Below are 16,837 nucleotides of genomic sequence, written 5' to 3'. Positions count from 1 at the left end.
GTGATCAGCTCTGTCCCGGGAACGGCCGGAGCGGTGGGAGGTGGACGGGCACGGTGCGGGAGGCGGTCAGTCGACCTCACTCGGGTCCGCGGCCGGTGTCCGGCCGGCCAGCACGTCCTTCAGACGCGGGGTGCCCTGCTGCACCGCCCGCTCGACGGAGTCGCCCTCGCCGCCGGCGGGGCCGCCGCCGGTCACGGTGATCGCGTCGGCGCCGACGCGTACGACGGCGACGTCCAGGGTGAGCGTGGTGGGTGTGCCGTCCGCGGTGCCCTGCACGACCACCAGCAGTCCCTGCCGGACGTCGCCCTCCTTCGGCACCGGGTTCTCGGTCACCTGGACCGTGCGCTTGTCGCCCGCCGAGTCGGTCGCGGTGAACTCGTCGCACTTCGTCGGCAGGGACTTCAGCCAGTCCAGGGAGTCGTCCAGAGCGGCCCGGTCGTAGGCGGCGACCTGGTAGAGCAGCCGGGAGTCGCCCTCCTCGAAGCCGGTCAGCGCGGACGCCCCCGACGGCTTGCCCAGCAGATCCTCGTCGTAGAGCGAGTCGAGCAGCTTCTGACAGTCCGCGGCGTCGGCCTTGGCGGTGAGGAAGTCGGCGACGTCCACCGTTCCGACCAGCAGCTTGTCGCGCCAGGACGCGGCGTCGGCGACCTTCGTCCAGTCGCCCTCGATGTCGGCCTCGGTGATCAGCGCGGCCCGCGCACCGGCATCGGTGAGACCGTCTCCGGCCGAGGGGGTGGGTGACTTCGCGACGAGCGGGGAGGCGGCCCGCGACCCGTCCGCGGCGGGCGACGCGACGACGTCCGATCCCTGACCACCACTGTCGTCGTCCGAACAGGCCGACGTGGTCAGCAGCACGCCCGCCGCCAGGGCCGACGCGAGGAACCGGACGGCGGGGGTACCTCCCATGGCGTTGCCGCGACGGGGGAGGGACGGACGAGCGGTCATGACGGGACGCCTCCAGAGGATCGACAGACGCCCCCAGCCGATCACCGGCCCTCGCGGCACACCAGCGCACGGGCCTGTTCGGGTGAGCGGACCGCCCCCGACGGCGGCGACTCGAACGCCCCTCCCGGCATGCCCGACCGCGCCCCCGCGACAACACTGTCCGACAGAGGGCACCGTCCGCACCCGGCTCCGGCCGCACACGACACAGTCCACACACGACACCGTCCGCACACTGCCCCCGGACCCCAAGGAGCGGTCATGCTGCCCGGATTCCTCGCCAGGGCGTTCGAGGCGCTGCTCGACCGCGAGGGACGCTCCCTCCACCTGCGGGCGGCCGGTGGCGCGCTGCTCGTCCTCGTGGTCGTGATGCTCACCGGTTCGTGGGCCGTGATCGCCGCCGAACAGGGCGCGAGCCGCGCCAATCTGACGACCTATCCGAGAGCCCTGTGGTGGTCGGTCGAGACCGCGACCACCGTCGGATACGGCGACTTCTACCCGGTGACCCTGTGGGGCCGGATGGTCGGCGCGGTGATGATGGTCGTCGGCATCACGACGTACGGCATAGTCACCGCGGCCCTGGCCACCTGGTTCGTGGGCAGGGAGGGCAAGCGCCGCGGCCGGATCGCCCGCGAGGTCGGTACGGACGTCCACGCCCTGCACGAGCGCTTCGACCGGCTGGAACGGCTGCTCGCGAGCCGGCCGAAGGACGACTGAGGTCACGTCGGCTCGGCCGGGCGTGCCCGCCCCGACGGTGAAGGGCAGGCTGCGCACCCTGCCCTTCACGGCTCACGTCAAGGCTCACGTCACGGCCTGAGCGGATCGTGGCCGATCGTCATCAGGCGCTGTCGGCGGCGCGTCTCCTCGGCCTCCGGCTCGTTCTCCACGTCCGTCTGCTCGGCGACGGTGTCCACGACCTCGTACATCACGCGGACGTCGTCGTCGGTGAGATCCGTGCGCCGCTTCTGGAGGATCGCCAGGACGTGCTCCCCCGTGGGCGTGCCCGCGTGTTCGGGCAGTGGCTCCGCGCTCTCGTCGGCGTCACGCACCCGCAGCCAGGCGGCCAGCTCCTGCGAGGTCATGTTCACCGCGCGGTGGAAGTCCTCCCACAGCGCGTCCATTTCGAGGGCGTCGGTCATCAAGTGCCCCTTCTGTGCATACGAGTTCGGACCGGGTCGGGACCGGGCTCCGGTCAGTCGCCCTTGGGCCAGTTCTCCGCGTCGAACATCCAGCGCTGCTTCTCCAGCTCGGCGGTGACGGTGATCAGCAGGTCCTGGGTGACCGGGTCGGCCTTGTCGGTCGCCTCGATACGCTCGCGCAGTCGCCCGATGGCCGCCTCCAGGGCCTCGACCAGCACCCGGACGACGTCGGTGTCCCGCACCCAGCCCTCCTTCGGGCTCGGCAGGGTGAACGCCGACGCGATGGTCTCCGGCCGGCCGTCCGGCGGCAGACCGAGCGCCGCCGCGCGCTCCGCCACGGTGTCGGAGAACTCGCGCGCGGCCGTCACCACCTCGTCGAGCTGCAGGTGGATCGACCTGAAGCGGGGCCCCACGAGGTTCCAGTGGGCCTGCTTCCCGATCAGGGAGAGTCCTATAAGGTCCACCAGAGTGCTCTGCAGCGCCTCCCCGACCACCTGACGGGCGGATTCGGGAATCGTGCTCTTCACGACAGTCATACGATGCTTCCCCTTCTGGCGTCTTCTCCGGCCGCACGGAGCAGCGCGTCCCGTTCCTCCTCGCAGGTCCCGGCCCACACGCCCGAGGTCTGCCCGCAGTCCAGCGCGAACGCCAGACACTCGGGGATCACCGGGCAGCGGGCGCACACCAGCTTGGCGGCCGCGATGTCTCGCAGCGCAGGTCCGGTCGTGCCCACGGGAAAGAACAACTCGGGGTCCTCTCCCACGCAGGCAGCACTGCGCAACCACTCCATGGCAGCGCGGGTGCCCAGTGCGAACTGGTGCAAACACCTCGTGGCGTCGCCTCACGTGTGCTGTCTCAGCTCGTGAGCACCTCGTCCACGAAGCGAGTCACCTCCGCGAAGACCGTCGCCCGGTCCGTCTCGTGGAACACCTCGTGCCGGGCACCCGGGCGGATCCGCTCGGTCAGCCGGCCGCCGCTCAGCTCCTTGACGCCGACCCGGCTCCCGGCGAGCGGCACCAGCCGGTCCTCCTCGCCGTGCAGCCACAGCAGCGGGAGCCGTCCCACGTCACCAGCCTTGGACACGGTCTCCAGGGTCCGCCCGAACGCCTCCAGCGTCGGCCGTTTCATCGGCCCGTGCCACACCAGCGGATCCGCCGCGTAGGCCGCCCCGACCGCCGGGTCACGGGAGAGGGCGGCCGGGCTGATCGGCGTGTCGGGGATCTCGTCCAGGGCCAGCAGCCGCCCCGGCAGCTCCCACGTACCGATCACCGGCCCGGACAGCACCAGCGCGGCGAGCGTGTCGCCGTGGCGCTGCGCGTAGCGGGCCGCGATGAGGCCGCCCATGGAATGCCCGACCATCACCACCGGTGCGTCCGGATACGCGGTCCGGGCCGCCCCGGCCACGGTGTGCACGTCGGTGACCACGTCCTCGAACTCCTCGATCAGTACGCGCTCGCCCGCCGACCTTCCGTGACCGACGTGGTCCGGCCCGAACACGGCTGCTCCGTGCCCCACCAGGACCTCGGCGAGCTCCTCGTAACGGCCGATGTGCTCGCCGTACCCGTGGACGAGGAGCGCGACATACCGGGGGCGCCCGGCCGGCCACTCCCGCGCGCTGATCGTGCCCCGGGTCCCTGGCAGGACGTGCTCGCGGGAGTCGGTCATGTCTCCTCCGGAGGGGTCGGCGCGGCTCCCCGGGATCTTCCCAGGAGCCGACGGACGGGTCCATACGACGCTGCCGTACCGGACGTACGGCGCTGCCGTACCGGACGCGGCGGAACGGGGCGCGCGAGGATCAGCCACGACGGGCGTGCGAACAGCCGTAGTTCCGGGGGCAGTCCGCGCCGACACCGGCACCTGCCACCGGGAGCCGCGCGGACACCGGCCACCTGGCGAGACGCTCCTTACGAGCCCAGGTTCCTTGCACATAGCATCGGTGTTCGCATGAACACGATGACCCTTTGGCACATAACCGGCTGGGAGTTCGCCGCCCTCGCCTCCGCCGCCCTGCTCGTCGGCTTCTCCAAGACCGCCGTCAGCGGGGCCAACACCGTCAGCCTGGCGATCTTCGCCGCCGTCCTGCCCGCCCGCGCCTCCACCGGCGTCCTGCTGCCGGTGCTGATCGCCGGCGACGTGCTCGCCGTGCTCACCTACCGTCGGCACGCCCACTGGCCCACGCTGTGGCGGCTGTTCCCGGCGGTCGCCGTGGGCGTGGTCGCCGGCACGCTGTTCCTGGTGTGGGCGGACGACGGGATCGTCCGGACGTCGATCGGAGCGATCCTGCTGCTGATGGCCGGGGTGACGGTGTGGCGCCGGCGCACGGCCGACGCGCAGGAGGAACCGGACGCCGTCGGCAGCCGGGCGGGCCGCCTCAAGGCCCGCTCGTACGGCGTCCTCGGCGGCTTCACCACGATGGTCGCCAACGCCGGCGGCCCCGTGATGTCGATGTATCTCCTTTCCGCGGGCTTCCGCAAGCTCGGCTTCCTCGGGACCTCCGCCTTCTTCTTCCTGATCGTCAACGTGTCCAAGGTGCCCTTCAGCGTCGGCCTCGGCCTGATCGACGGCCACTCGCTGCTCCTCGACGCGGCGCTCGCCGTGTTCGTCGTGCCCGGGGCGTTCATCGGCAAATGGGCTGTGAACAGGATCAACCAGCGATTGTTCGAACAACTGGTGATCGGGGCGACGATCCTGGGCGGCCTGCAACTGCTGCTCCGCTAGCCGCGCCGGCGGAGACGTACAGCCCCGCGCCGGGACCTCGTAGGCTCTCGCCATGTCCACGCACGTCCTCATTCTCGGTGGCACCGCCGAGGCCCGTGAACTGGCCGCCGCCCTGGTGGCGCGCCGCGATGTCCGTGTCACGACCTCGCTCGCCGGGCGCGTGGCGCGTCCGGGGGCGATCACGGGAGAGGTCCGGATCGGAGGCTTCGGCGGGGCGGACGGGCTGGCCGACTGGCTGCGCGAGCAGCGCGTGGACGCACTGGTCGACGCCACCCACCCCTTCGCCGAGTCGATCACGGCGAACGGGGCGCGGGCCGCGGCGGCGACCGGTGTCCCGGAGCTGGTGCTGCGCCGCCCGGGCTGGCTCCCCGACCCCGAGGACCGCTGGCACCCGGTCACGTCCCTGGCCGAGGCCGCGGACCTGCTGCCCCGACTGGGCCGACGGGTGTTCCTGACCACCGGCCGTCTGGGCCTGGCGGCCTTCGCCCACCTCACGGACCTGCATTTCGTCGTGCGGTCGGTGGAACTGCCTCAGTCCCCGATGCCGCCGCACACCGAAGTCCTCCTGGCCCGTGGACCGTTCACCGTGGCGGACGAGACGGCCCTGCTGAACGACCACTGCGTCGACGTCCTCGTGACCAAGGACAGCGGGGGACGGGCCACGGCCGCCAAGCTCACCGCCGCACGCGAGCTGCGCCTGCCGGTCGTGGTCGTACAGCGACCGCCACTGCCGGAAGCCGTGAGCACCGTGCCCGATGTGGCGGGGGTACTGGCGTGGCTGGGCCTCGACCCGCCGTGAGCGATGGGAGCTTGTGCGGGACCTCCGGAGCGGTCGTCAGTCCCGGGGACGCCTGCGCAACAGATACGTGTCCATGATCCAGCCCTTGCGCTCCCGGGCCTCGGCGCGCAGTCGCTCGATACGGGGCGCGGCCTCGGCGATCGGGCCGGCGACGAGGATCTCGTCCGGTGTGCCTATGTAGGCGCCCCAGTAGATGTCGATGTCCTGGTCGGCGTACTGCCGGAAGGTCTGGCGGGCGTCGAGCATCACGACCACGTCGTCCACGTTCTCCGGGAAACCCTCGGCGAGCCGCCGGCCGGTGGTGATCTGCACGGGCCGGGCGACCCGGTTCAGTCCGGTGCGGTGCCGGGCGACCAGCGCCGAGACGCTGCTGATCCCGGGCACGACGTCGTACGCGAAGTCCACCGTGCCCCGGTCGAGGATCTCGTCCAGGATCCCGATCGTGCTGTCGTACAGCGCGGGGTCGCCCCACACCAGGAACGCGCCGCTCTCGTCCTCGCCCAACTCCTCGGCGATCAGCCGCGCGTAGATCTCCGCGCGGGCGCTGCGCCAGTCCCCGACGGCCGGGGAGTACGCGGCGCCGCCCGCGGCCCGGTCGCGCTCCGGGTCACGCGCCTCGACCACGCGGTACGTCCCCTGCGGCACATGCGCGTCGAGCATGCCCCGGCGCAGCCCCACGAGGTCCGCCTTCACCTCGCCCTTGTCCAGGACGAAGAACACGTCCGTGCCGCGCAGCGCCTTGACCGCCTGCAGGGTGAGCTGGTCGGGGTCGCCCGCGCCGATACCGATGACATGAATCTTTCGCACGTCCCGAGTCTGCCCCACCCCACTGACACCGCGGACACCGCGTCCACGCCACTGCCCGCGGCGCGGTGGCGGGCGGTCGAAGGCCGGTGGCCGGGTGACCGCTTCCGAGCCAGGCGTCCGCGCAGCCCACCCCCGGGGCCGGTGACGCCGGTGCGGTGGCTACGGCGCCCCCCGCAGCCGGGGTGCCCGATCCCGCGCGTCCACGCTGTCACCGTCCCGCTCCACGGCCTCCGCCAGCTCCCGTGCCCATGCCGTCAGCCCCGGCAGGTCCATGTCGTACGGTCGTCGGCGCCCGGTGACCGACGCCCACTCCGCCAGCGCGTCCGCGCCGCGCCGCAGCAGCCGGGCGCCGCCCGTCACATTGCCCCGGGCGGCGTGGGTGAGCCCCACGGCGAGCTGGGCGAGGGCCCGCCACAACGCGCGTTCCTCCTCGGGGCCCGACTTCCAGGCGTCCTCGAACACCTCGTGCGCGTGGAACGGCTTTCCCGCGTCCAACAGCAGCTGCGCCTCCGCGACGCTCTTCTCCGGGGCCCGGACAACGCCCTCGGGCTGCCGGGCGACACCGTCCGCGCCGTACGGCAACGGCCGCCCCAGCCCGTCCCGGGGACGGGCGTTGCGCGCCCGCCCCTCGTCGTCCCGGTCCCGCGCGCCATCCTGCCGTCCTGCGGATGCACTGCCCATACGTCGATTGTCGCGCGCCGGGCACCGACGGCCGCGACCGCCCCGCACCCTCCCCCTCAAGGAGCCCCCCGACGTGCGGTAAAGTTCTGTCCGCGCCGTCCCGCAGCTCACCGTGGGAGGCGCATCGGGACGTGGCGCAGCTTGGTAGCGCACTTGACTGGGGGTCAAGGGGTCGCAGGTTCAAATCCTGTCGTCCCGACTTGCGGGGATGCGAGTCGGAGGCCGTTGTCTCGGGAACGAGGCGCCGGCCTTCTTCATGTCTACAGCTCCTCCGCGAGGAAATCGGTCGCGCCCTGTGAGGTGAGCCGTTAGCTTCCGCCTGAGCGCAGTGAGGTACCAGACGCGACGGCGAGGGAGCCAGGCATGGACACCGAGGGCATACGGACCGACCGTTCGGGCTTACTGCTCGACCAGTTCGACCACGCCAGGGAGATGGCCCAGGTGCGGCTGACGGGGCTCGGCGACGAGGAGTACCTGTGGGAGCCGGTGCCCGACTGCTGGTCGATCCGGCGCCGGGACGAGGCGGCGACGCCCAGGGCGTTCGGGCCGGGCGAGTGGGTGCTCGACCTGGGCGCCGCGGACATCCCGGCAAGCGAGTACGCCGAGGTCGCCAGGCAGGCGGCCGGCGGCATGACCGTCGCCAAGATCGCCGACGACTGGAGCGTGAGCGTCGAGCGGGTCGAGCAGATCCTCGCCGACACCGGCGCGCCGGAGGCCGACGTGGTGCCGTTCACGACCCTCGCGTGGCGGCTGGGGCACCTGCACGTCGAGTTCGCGGGCAGATGGGAGTGGACCTTCGGTGAAAAGCGGCAGGATCCGAAGCTGATGGTCGACTTCAGCCCCTCCGCCGCGCTGACCCTTGACCGGTTCTGGGCGGTGATCGACCGCTGGCGCGACAGCGTCGCCGCCGTCACCGAGGAGCAGCTCGACACGTTCGGCTTCTCGCGGTACCCCTATGGCTCCGACCCCGACGACCCGTTCATCGGCGTGCTGGCGGGAGCCAACCTCGAATTCATCCATCACATGGCCGAGATCGCGATGCTCCGCGACCTGTGGCGGGCCCGCCTCACCGCCGGCGGACAGACCAAGGCTCAGTAGCGTGCCGTGACAGCCGTCAGATAGCCGCGCAGCATGGTCTTCGCCTCGTCGAGGAGGGCCGCGTCGCCCTCCGTGTCGCGGCGGAACGCCTCCTGGGCGAGCGCGTCGGCGGTGAGGATCGCGGCGTGGCAGGCCCGGGCGAGCGCCTCGTCGTCGGTGGCGAGGTCGAGGCCGAGCAGGATCCGGCGGATCCCGTCGGCCATCCGGCGCTTGTGCTCGCGGTCCGCGGCCCGGGTCCGCTCGGTCAGGCCGCTGCCGAACCAGAGGGCGCGGAAGCCGTGTTCGGTGCGGTAGATCTCGGCGTACGCGTCGACGAGGACGCCGACCGGGTCGTTCCAGCGCTCGGCGGTCGCGGCCCGGACGAGGTCGTCCATCGCGGCTTCGAGCTTCGCGAAGTAGCCGGCCGCCAGTGCCTCGATGATCGCGCCCCGGTCGGGAAGGTACTGGTACAGCGACCCCACCGACACCCTCGCCTGAGCCGCGATCCGGGTGGTGGTGAGCGCCTCGACCCCCTCGTCGACCAGCACCCGCTCGGCGGTCTCCAGAACCCGGGCCAGGCGCGCCCTGCTGCGTGCCTGCTGGGGCGTACGCCGGAGGGAGGCGAGACCCGCCGCCCGATCGAGGTCCAGGGTCGGCTCGTTCACGCGACAAGACCTCCAAATGTGAACGTGACATTGTTTCATGTTTAGGTTAGCGTCGCGCGCATGACCGACTCAAGCTCGGCGCTGGGCGAGGAGCGGGCCGCCGTGGCCGCCGTGTGTCGCCGGCTGGGAGCCGAGGGCCTGCTCATCGGTACGGCGGGGAACGTCAGCGTGCGTGCGGGGGAGCGGGTCGCGATCACCGCCACCGGCGCGGCGCTCGCCGGGCTCACCCCGGACCAGGTGACCGTCGTCGATCTCGACGGAAAGGTCGTGGCCGGCACCCTGCGCCCGACCTCGGAGCTGGACCTGCACCTGGGTGTCTACCACCGCTACGGTGCCGGCGCGGTCGTGCACACCCACGCCCCCATGGCCACCGCCCTGTCCTGCGTTCTCGACGAACTCCCCTGCGTCCACTACCAGTTGCTCACCCTTGGCGGCACCGTACGGGTGGCGCCGTACGCCACCTTCGGCACCCCGGAACTCGCCGAATCGGTGCTCGCGGCACTTGAGGGGCGCAGCGCCGCACTGATGGCCAACCACGGCTCGCTCACCCACGCGCCGACGCTCGACAAGGCGGTCGAGCACGCGCTGCTGCTGGAGTGGGCCTGCGGTGTCTACCAGCGCGCGGCGGCCCTGGGCCCGCCCCGCGTCCTCGACGAACAGCAGCAGCTCGCGGTGATCGAGGCCGCGCTCGCAAGGAACTACGGCACCACCCAACCCGTACCACCCGAGCAGGAGGGGCCCCGATGAAGGTCGTCACGATGGGCGTGCACGTGCTGGACGTACTGGTGCGGCCGGTGGAGGAGATACCCGAGGGACAGGGCGCGACGCTGGTGGACGACATCCGGATGACCGCCGCCGGAACGGCCGGCGGCACCGCCCTCACCCTCGCCAAGCTGGGCGCCTCGGTCCGCACCGCCGGCGCGATCGGTACCGACCCCACCGGTGACCTGCTGGTGCAGCTGCTCAACAGGGCGGGAATCGACACCGAGTTGCTGGTCCGCCGCTCCGACACCTCCACCTCCGCGAGCGTCCTGCCCATCCGCCCCAACGGCGACCGGCCCTCCCTCCACCTGCTCGGCGCCAACATCACCTACGGCCTCGACGACGTGCCCTGGGACGCCATCGCCAAGGCCACGCATCTGCACCTCGGCGGCCCCGAGCTGATCGGCGTCGACGTCGCCGCGCGCATCCTGTCGTACGCCAAGGAGCACGGTGTGGTCACCTCCGTGGACCTGCTCGCGCCCGGTGTGCTCGGCAGCTTCGACCAGATCGAGGAGGCGCTGCCGTACGTCGACCATCTGCTGCCCAACGACGACCAACTCCTCGGCTTCACCGGCGAGGACGACCTGATGGCAGGCGCGCAGAAGCTTCTGGCCGCCGGTGTCGGCGTGGTCGCGGTGACCCGCGGCGGCGACGGCGCGCTGCTCGTGACCGCCCAGGGCACCGAGACGGTCCCCGCCTTCGCGGTCGACGTCGTCGACACCACCGGGTGCGGCGACGCGTTCTCCGCGGGCTTCCTGCGCGGGATCAGCCTGGGCCGCACACCCCGCGAGGCGGCCGTCCTCGGCTGTGCGGCGGCGGCGCTGGTGGCGCAGGGGCTCGGCAGTGACCACGGGGACTTCGACCTCGCCGAGGCCGACGAGTTCTCCATGATTCAGAAGACCACTCCTGAGCCGCCCCTGACTCCTGGCCGCTGACCTCGACCCCTGGCCCGGGCGTGCGGGACACGGAAACCACAGGGTGACCCCCGAGCGCCCGGCCCGCGATGGTAGAAGCGGGCATGAGCAATTCGTACTCCGCCTCCCTCCCGGCAGGCCCCCGATGACCGCCGGTATCGACACCCCCGACAGCCGGGGCCGCACCGGACTCGACCGCACCGGCCGGGACTTGACCGGCAACCCGCGCGTCAAGGTGCGGGACGTGACCCTGCTGTCCAGCCACTGGTACGTGGAGCGCGCCACCACCTTCGACTACCAGCACGCCGACGGCACCTGGAGGACCCAGCAGCGCGAGACGCACGACCGCGGCAACGGCGCCACCATGCTGCTGTACGACACCGAACGCGAGACCGTGCTGCTCACCCGGCAGTTCCGTTTCCCGGTGTACGTCAACGGACATCCCGACGGCATGCTGGTCGAGACCCCCGGCGGGCTCCTCGACGACGAGGACGAGCACCCGGAGATCGCCGTACGACGGGAGGTCGTGGAGGAGACCGGGCACACCATCGGCGAGGTCCGGCACGTCTTCGACGTCTACATGAGCCCGGGTTCGGTCACCGAGCGCGTCAGCTTCTACGCCGCCGCCTACGGGCCCTCGACCCGCACCCACGAAGGGGGCGGCCTGGACGAGGAGGGCGAGGACATCGAGATCCTCGAACTGCCTTTCCGCCGCGCCCTGGAGATGATCCGGACCGGGGAGATCGCCGACGCCAAGACGATCATGCTGCTGCAATGGGCCGCTCTGGAGGGGCCGTTCGCCGACTGAGCCTGCCGTGAGTCTCCCAACTCCCCGCGCACACCCTTGACTTGAAGTGCGCTCCAGGACGAAGACTCCCGTTCGTGCCCCGACCGCGGGCGCGAACGGGAGGGACCCTCATGAAGTACCGCACCCCCCCCCGCGACCCCCTGCACACCGCCCGCGCGGCCGAGGTCACCTCGCTGTGGCGGCTGACCGTGCGGTGACGTCGAGGGACGAGCGTTCAGGGTCTGACCAGCAGCTGGAAGTCGAAGGCGTACCGGGACGCGCGGTAGATGTGTGTCCCGTACTCGACCGGGCGGCCCGTGTCGTCGTACGCGGTGCGGTGCATGGTCAACAGGGCGGTGCCCTCGGGTTCGTCGAGGAGGTGGGCCTCCTCGGCGGTGGCGCGGCGGGCGCCTATGGTCTGGCGGGCGCTGTGCAGGGTGATGCCGGCGGTGCGCAGCATGCGGTAGAGGCCGGTCGACTCCAGGCGGGCGGTGTCGAGGTCGATCAGGCCCGCGGGCAGGTAGTTGCACAGGTAGGCCACGGGCTGGCCGTGCGTGGAGCGCAGCCGCTCCAGGCATGTGACCTCGCTGCCCTCGGTGACCCCGAGGGCGGCGGCCACCTCGGCCGACGCGGCGACGCCCTCGTTGCGCACCACCCGGGTCGCGGGTCCCTGTCCGGCCGCCTCCAGGTCGTCGTAGAGGCTGCTGAGTTCGAGCGGGCGCTTGACCTGGCTGTGCACCACCTGGGTGCCGACCCCGCGGCGGCGCACCAGCAGTCCCTTGTCGACCAGAGTCTGGATGGCCTGGCGGACCGTCGGACGGGACAGGCCGAGGCGTACCGACAGGTCGATCTCGTTGCCCAGGAGGTTGCCGGGGGCGAGGACACCGTGCTCGATCGCCGCCTCCAGCTGCTGGGCGAGCTGGTAGTACAGCGGCACCGGACTGCCGCGGTCCAGCGCGAAGTCCAGGGAGCTGAGCGCGGAGGCGGTCACGGCACGTGGGCCGTCGCCGGTCTTGGCCATGGACGTACCTCCCTCGAAGGGTCGGGAGCGGGGCATCACAGGTGGTGGCGGCGGGTGGCGACCTCGCGGTCGTACTCCTCGCGGGCCCGTACGGCGGCAGGGCGGGACGCGGTCTCCGCAACCGGCACGTCCCACCAGGCCTCGGCCGGGGGAGCGCCCGGGCCGGCGGTGCCGGTCTCGACGTACACACACGTCGGACGGTCCGAGGCGCGGGCCAGGCCCAGCGCCTCGCGGAGCTCCCGCACGGTCTTGGCGCGCAGTACGTCCATGCCGAGGCTGGCCGCGTTCGCGGCGAGGTCGACGGGCAGCGGGGCGCCGGAGAAGGTGCCGTCGGCGGCCCGGTAGCGGTAGGCGGTGCCGAAACGCTCACCGCCCACCGACTCGGAGAGGCCGCCGATGGAGGCGTAGCCGTGGTTCTGGATCAGGACCAGGTTGACCGGCAGGCCCTCCTGGACGGCGGTGACGATCTCCGTCGGCATCATCAGATACGTGCCGTCGCCGACCAGCGCCCACACGGGAGTGCCGGGCGCGGCCTGCTGGACGCCGATCGCGGCCGGGATCTCGTAGCCCATGCAGGAGTAGCCGTACTCCAGGTGGTACTGGCGTGGGCCGCGGGCCCGCCACAGCTTGTGCAGGTCGCCGGGGAGCGAGCCGGCCGCGTTGATCACCACGTCGTCGTCGCCGACGACCGCGTCCAGCGCGCCGAGCAACTGGGTCTGGGTCGGTACGGCGTGCTCGTCGTCGGCACGGTAGGCGGCTGCCACGACCTGCTCCCAGCGCTCCTTGCCGGCGCTGTACTCGGCCTCGTACGCGGGATCCACCCGGTGGCCGTCGAGGGCCGCGGCGAGCGCTTCCAGGCCGGCCCTCGCGTCGCAGACGAGCGTCCTGGCCGCCAGCTTGTGGGCGTCGAACGCGGTGATGTTGAGGTTCAGGAAGCGGACGCCCGGCCGCTGGAAGAGCGTGCCGGAGGCGGTGGTGAAGTCGCTGTAGCGGGTACCGACGCCGATCACCAGGTCCGCGGTGCGGGCGATGTCGTCGCACACCGCGGTACCGGTGTGGCCGATGCCGCCGAGGTCGGCGGGATGGTCGTGGCGCAGCGCGCCCTTGCCCGCCTGGGTGGAGGCGACCGGGATGCCGGTGGCGTCCACCAGGGCCCGCAGCGCGGTCTCGGCCTCGCTGTGGTGCACGCCGCCGCCCGCGACGATCAGCGGGCGTTCGGCGGCCCGGATCGCGCGTACCGCCTCGGCCAGTTCGACCGGATCGGGCCCGGGACGCCGTACGTGCCACACCCGGTCGGCGAAGAACTCCGCCGGCCAGTCGTACGCCTCCGCCTGCACGTCCTGCGGCAGGGCGAGGGTGACCGCGCCGGTCTCGGCGGGGTCCGCCAGCACCCGCATGGCGTTCAGCGCCGAGGGGATCAGGGCCTCGGGCCGGGTGACGCGGTCGAAGTAGCGCGAGACCGGGCGCAGGGTGTCGTTGACGGACACGTCGGCCTCGGTCGGGTGCTCCAGCTGCTGGAGCAGCGGGTCGGCGGCGCGGGTGGCGAAGTAGTCGCCGGGCAGGAGCAGCACCGGCAGGCGGTTGACGGTGGCGAGGGCCGCGCCGGTGACGAGGTTCGTCGCGCCCGGCCCGATGGAGGTGGTCACCGCCTGCGTGGAGAGGCGGTTGAGCTGGCGGGCGTGGCCCACCGCCGCGTGCACCATGGCCTGTTCGTTGCGGCCCTGGTGGAACGGCATCGTGTCCTCGCCCGCCTCCAGGAGAGCCTGGCCGACACCCGCCACGTTGCCGTGGCCGAAGATGCCCCAGGTACCGGCGATCAGCCGGTGCCGTACGCCGTCCCGCTCGGTGTACTGGACGGACAGGAACCGCACCAGCGCCTGGGCGACGGTCAGGCGGACGCTCGTGGGTCGGGTCATCGGGGTCCTCACTGGGAAGGGGTGGTGCGAAGGGGCGGACGGGGGTCGACGGGCTGCTTGGACCAGGTGTAGCGGATCCGGGCGTGGTCGTGGTGGTCGTGGTGGTCGCGGATCAGCCGGGCCCGCTCGGGCTCCGGTCCCGGATGCTGGTGATCATGACAGGATCCGGTCAGGCCGTCGCGCCCTGGGCCGTGGCGCCCGGGCCCGCGGGGTGCGGCTGGGCGGGGAGCCGCTGTGTGGCACGCGGTTCCGGTATGCCGGCGAGCAGGTCCTCGACCTCGGGCCCGGTCGGCATCGCGGAGGAGCAGGTGAGGCGGGAGGCGACCAGGGCGCCTGCCGCGTTGGCGTACCGCATGACCTTCGCCAACTCCCAGTCAGACAGCAGCCCGTGGCACAGCGCCCCGCCGAACGCGTCGCCCGCGCCGAGCCCGTTGACCACCTCGACCGGAATCGGTGGGGCCTCGACAGCCGTCCCGTCCCGGTGCACGGCGAGCACGCCCTTCGTACCCTGTTTCACCACGGCCAGTTCGACGCCCGCCGCGAGCAACGCCTCGGCGCACGCCCACGGTTCGCGGACTGAGGTGGCGATCTCGCACTCGTCGAGATCGCCGACGGCGACGGTGGCGTGCCGCAGGGCCTCGACGTAGTACGGGCGGGCCTCCTCGGGATCGGCCCAGGCGGTATCGCTCCACAGCGCCGGCCGCCAGTCCAGGTCGAAGACGGTCGTCCCGGCCCTGCCGCGGGCCTTGAGGGCGGCGAGGGTGGCCGACCGGCTCGGTTCCGCGCTCAGACCGGTGCCGGTGATCCAGAGGATCCGTGCCGACCGGATGGCGAAGTAGTCCAGCTCGTCGGTGCGGATCCACAGGTCGGGGGCGCTCGGCCGGCGGTAGAAGTACAGCGGGAAGTCGTCCGGCGGGAAGAGCTCGCAGAACGTCACCGGGGTCGGCAGTCCGTCCACCGGCGTCACCCAGCGGTCGTCGACGCCGAACTCCGTGAGTGCCTGGTGGAGATAGGCGCCGAAGGGGTCGTCGCCGGTGCGGGTGATCACGGCGGCGCGGCGGCCGAGCCGGGCGGCGGCGACCGCCACGTTCGCGGCCGACCCCCCGAGGAACTTCCCGAAGGTCTTGACGCGTGCCAACGGCACTCCGGTCCGCTGCGGGTAGAGATCAACTCCGATACGGCCCATACTGATCACGTCGAAGTGCTGGGCTGAATCTGCCATGCGCGACGCTCCTCGGTCCGGGCTGGGGAAGCGGGTCCCACAGGATCCGTAGCCCCCAGGTGTAGGACTCGAAGGGTGACACTGTCAATACTTTGTACTTACATTCGGACCTGCTTGTGAAATGATGTCTTAACAAAGTATTGACAGCGGCCGTGTCAAGGGATTGGATCCCGTCCCAGCGCAGTAGTCGCTTTTCGCGGCGCACGACCCGGAACTCTCCAGGTCCCGGGCCCCTCGGATCCCCGTGATCCCTTCCCTTTCCGACGTTCTCCCGTCGCACAGTGAGGTGCAGGAAAGATGGACCGCTCTTCTCGCTTCCGTTCCCGCAGAGTCGTACCCGTCGTGGCGGTGGCCGCGGCCGCGGCCCTCACCCTCGCAGGCTGCTCCAGCAGCTCCGGTGGCAAGAAGGCCGAGGACAGTGGGTCGGGTGCCTCCGCGGGCAAGGCCAACACTCCCCGGATGACCGTCGCGCTGGTCACCCACCAGGCGCCCGGCGACACCTTCTGGGACATCGTCCGCAAGGGTGCCGAGGCCGCCGCCGCCAAGGACAACATCAAGCTGGTCTACTCGGCCGACCCGAACGCCGGTAACCAGGCCAACCTGGTGCAGAACGCGATCGACCAGAAGGTCGACGGCATAGCCATCACCCTCGCCAAGCCGGACGCCATGAAGGACGTCGTGAGCAAGGCGACCGCCGCGAACATACCCGTGGTCGGCCTCAACTCCGGTGTGAGCGACTGGAAGAAGCTCGGCCTGATGGAGTTCTTCGGCCAGGACGAGACCGTCGCGGGCGAGGCCCTCGGCAAGCGCCTGAACGAGGCCGGCGCCAAGAGCACCGTCTGTGTCATCCAGGAGCAGGGCAACATCGGCCTCACCCAGCGCTGCGACGGCGTGAAGAAGACGTTCAAGGGCAAGACCCAGACGCTCTTCGTCAACGGCTCCGACATGCCGTCCGTGAAGTCGACGATCACCGCCAAGCTCAGCCAGGACAAGTCCATCGACTACGTGGTGACCCTGGGCGCCCCCTTCGCGCTGACCTCGGTGCAGTCGGTGTCCGAGTCGGGCAGCAAGGCGAAGATCGCCACCTTCGACCTCAACAAGGAACTGACCGGAGCCATCGACAAGGGAACCATCCAGTTCGCCGTCGACCAGCAGCCCTACCTCCAGGGCTACCTCGCCGTCGACTCCCTGTGGCTCTACAAGAACAACGGCAACTACAGCGGCGGCGGTGAGGCACCCGTGCTGACCGGGCCGGCCTTCGTCGACAAGACCAACGTCGACAAGGTCGCCGCGTTCGCTGCGAAGGGCACTCGGTGAGCGGTATGACCCAGCAGGCTGAGCCGGCGGTGACCACACCGCCGGCCCCCGGCCCGAAGCAGCCCGACGG

The 16,837-nt window shown here is 71.6% G+C and carries 19 protein-coding genes, 1 tRNA gene and 1 pseudogene; 9 read left to right on the top strand and 12 right to left on the bottom strand.

What is annotated here, in order from left to right:
- Positions 1–66: 66 nt before the first annotated feature.
- The gene (locus AB0H86_RS42460; RefSeq protein ID WP_362451411.1) at positions 67–945 is read right to left on the bottom strand and encodes a hypothetical protein; all 879 of its coding nucleotides are present in this window, start codon (positions 943–945) and stop codon (positions 67–69) included.
- Positions 946–1,203: 258 nt separating this feature from the next.
- On the opposite strand from AB0H86_RS42460, the gene AB0H86_RS42455 reads away from it, so the two are divergent.
- Positions 1,204–1,659, top strand: a complete 456-nt coding sequence (locus tag AB0H86_RS42455; protein WP_362451408.1) for a potassium channel family protein — start codon at positions 1,204–1,206, stop codon at positions 1,657–1,659.
- Positions 1,660–1,748: 89 nt separating this feature from the next.
- On the opposite strand, the gene AB0H86_RS42450 is transcribed toward AB0H86_RS42455, so the two are convergent.
- The 4 genes from AB0H86_RS42450 to AB0H86_RS42435 form a co-directional block, all read right to left on the bottom strand.
- Positions 1,749–2,081 (bottom strand): DUF3140 domain-containing protein, encoded by a 333-nt coding sequence (locus tag AB0H86_RS42450; protein ID WP_362451406.1) that lies wholly within the window; start codon positions 2,079–2,081, stop codon positions 1,749–1,751.
- 53 nt (positions 2,082–2,134) lie between these two features.
- On the bottom strand, positions 2,135–2,617 hold the full coding sequence (locus tag AB0H86_RS42445; RefSeq protein ID WP_362451404.1) for a DNA starvation/stationary phase protection protein: 483 nt from the start codon (positions 2,615–2,617) through the stop codon (positions 2,135–2,137).
- A complete protein-coding gene (locus AB0H86_RS42440; protein WP_362451472.1) occupies positions 2,614–2,871 on the bottom strand; it encodes a WhiB family transcriptional regulator in 258 nt (85 codons plus the stop codon). Before AB0H86_RS42440 ends, AB0H86_RS42445 begins: the two co-directional genes overlap by 4 nt.
- Before the next feature lie 65 nt (positions 2,872–2,936).
- Entirely contained in the window at positions 2,937–3,746 is an 810-nt protein-coding gene (locus tag AB0H86_RS42435) for a lysophospholipase (RefSeq protein WP_362451402.1), read from the bottom strand.
- Positions 3,747–4,025: 279 nt separating this feature from the next.
- Between AB0H86_RS42435 and AB0H86_RS42430 the strand changes: the two genes are divergently transcribed.
- On the top strand, positions 4,026–4,799 hold the full coding sequence (locus tag AB0H86_RS42430) for a sulfite exporter TauE/SafE family protein (RefSeq protein WP_362451399.1): 774 nt from the start codon (positions 4,026–4,028) through the stop codon (positions 4,797–4,799).
- 52 nt (positions 4,800–4,851) lie between these two features.
- On the top strand, positions 4,852–5,598 hold the full coding sequence (locus AB0H86_RS42425) for a cobalt-precorrin-6A reductase (protein WP_362451396.1): 747 nt from the start codon (positions 4,852–4,854) through the stop codon (positions 5,596–5,598).
- A gap of 36 nt (positions 5,599–5,634) precedes the next feature.
- Here the strand turns inward: AB0H86_RS42425 and cobF are convergent, their stop codons facing one another.
- Positions 5,635–6,405 (bottom strand): precorrin-6A synthase (deacetylating), encoded by a 771-nt coding sequence (cobF, locus tag AB0H86_RS42420; protein ID WP_362451394.1) that lies wholly within the window; start codon positions 6,403–6,405, stop codon positions 5,635–5,637.
- Positions 6,406–6,564: 159 nt separating this feature from the next.
- Positions 6,565–7,086 carry a DUF309 domain-containing protein gene (locus tag AB0H86_RS42415; protein ID WP_362451392.1) on the bottom strand — a complete coding sequence of 174 codons (522 nt, stop codon included), beginning with the start codon at positions 7,084–7,086 and terminating at the stop codon, positions 6,565–6,567.
- A gap of 125 nt (positions 7,087–7,211) precedes the next feature.
- On the opposite strand from AB0H86_RS42415, the gene AB0H86_RS42410 reads away from it, so the two are divergent.
- Positions 7,212–7,285 (top strand) — tRNA-Pro (locus AB0H86_RS42410).
- A gap of 164 nt (positions 7,286–7,449) precedes the next feature.
- On the top strand, positions 7,450–8,184 hold the full coding sequence (locus AB0H86_RS42405; RefSeq protein ID WP_362451390.1) for a DinB family protein: 735 nt from the start codon (positions 7,450–7,452) through the stop codon (positions 8,182–8,184).
- Here the strand turns inward: AB0H86_RS42405 and AB0H86_RS42400 are convergent.
- Positions 8,178–8,828 carry a TetR/AcrR family transcriptional regulator gene (locus AB0H86_RS42400; protein ID WP_362451388.1) on the bottom strand — a complete coding sequence of 217 codons (651 nt, stop codon included), beginning with the start codon at positions 8,826–8,828 and terminating at the stop codon, positions 8,178–8,180. The genes AB0H86_RS42405 and AB0H86_RS42400 overlap by 7 nt on opposite strands.
- A gap of 60 nt (positions 8,829–8,888) precedes the next feature.
- On the opposite strand from AB0H86_RS42400, the gene AB0H86_RS42395 reads away from it, so the two are divergent.
- The 3 genes from AB0H86_RS42395 to AB0H86_RS42385 all read left to right on the top strand — a co-directional run bounded on the left by AB0H86_RS42395 (position 8,889) and on the right by AB0H86_RS42385 (position 11,312).
- Positions 8,889–9,575, top strand: a complete 687-nt coding sequence (locus AB0H86_RS42395; protein WP_362451386.1) for a class II aldolase/adducin family protein — start codon at positions 8,889–8,891, stop codon at positions 9,573–9,575.
- Positions 9,572–10,525 (top strand): carbohydrate kinase family protein, encoded by a 954-nt coding sequence (locus AB0H86_RS42390; RefSeq protein WP_362451383.1) that lies wholly within the window; start codon positions 9,572–9,574, stop codon positions 10,523–10,525. Before AB0H86_RS42395 ends, AB0H86_RS42390 begins: the two co-directional genes overlap by 4 nt.
- Positions 10,526–10,649: 124 nt before the next feature.
- Entirely contained in the window at positions 10,650–11,312 is a 663-nt protein-coding gene (locus AB0H86_RS42385) for an NUDIX domain-containing protein (protein ID WP_362451380.1), read from the top strand.
- A gap of 214 nt (positions 11,313–11,526) precedes the next feature.
- On the opposite strand, the gene AB0H86_RS42380 is transcribed toward AB0H86_RS42385, so the two are convergent.
- The 4 genes and pseudogenes from AB0H86_RS42380 to iolC all read right to left on the bottom strand — a co-directional run bounded on the left by AB0H86_RS42380 (position 11,527) and on the right by iolC (position 15,450).
- Positions 11,527–12,312: a GntR family transcriptional regulator gene (locus AB0H86_RS42380; RefSeq protein WP_362451378.1), complete on the bottom strand. Its 786-nt coding sequence runs from the start codon at positions 12,310–12,312 to the stop codon at positions 11,527–11,529.
- A gap of 35 nt (positions 12,313–12,347) precedes the next feature.
- Positions 12,348–14,228: a 3D-(3,5/4)-trihydroxycyclohexane-1,2-dione acylhydrolase (decyclizing) gene (gene iolD / locus AB0H86_RS42375; protein ID WP_362451375.1), complete on the bottom strand. Its 1,881-nt coding sequence runs from the start codon at positions 14,226–14,228 to the stop codon at positions 12,348–12,350.
- Positions 14,229–14,236: 8 nt separating this feature from the next.
- Positions 14,237–14,368, bottom strand: a pseudogene (locus AB0H86_RS42370) (5-deoxy-glucuronate isomerase); the annotation flags it as partial.
- A gap of 29 nt (positions 14,369–14,397) precedes the next feature.
- Positions 14,398–15,450, bottom strand: coding sequence for a 5-dehydro-2-deoxygluconokinase (gene iolC, locus AB0H86_RS42365; RefSeq protein ID WP_362451372.1), 1,053 nt, complete (start codon positions 15,448–15,450; stop codon positions 14,398–14,400).
- Positions 15,451–15,747: 297 nt separating this feature from the next.
- Between iolC and AB0H86_RS42360 the strand changes: the two genes are divergently transcribed.
- Positions 15,748–16,767 carry a sugar ABC transporter substrate-binding protein gene (locus AB0H86_RS42360; protein ID WP_362451369.1) on the top strand — a complete coding sequence of 340 codons (1,020 nt, stop codon included), beginning with the start codon at positions 15,748–15,750 and terminating at the stop codon, positions 16,765–16,767.
- Positions 16,768–16,837 lie beyond the last annotated feature (70 nt).

This window comes from Streptomyces sp. NPDC050997 (assembly GCF_040660135.1).
Classification (GTDB): Bacteria; Actinomycetota; Actinomycetes; order Streptomycetales; family Streptomycetaceae; genus Streptomyces.
This window is presented reverse-complemented; position numbering and strand designations above follow the sequence as displayed.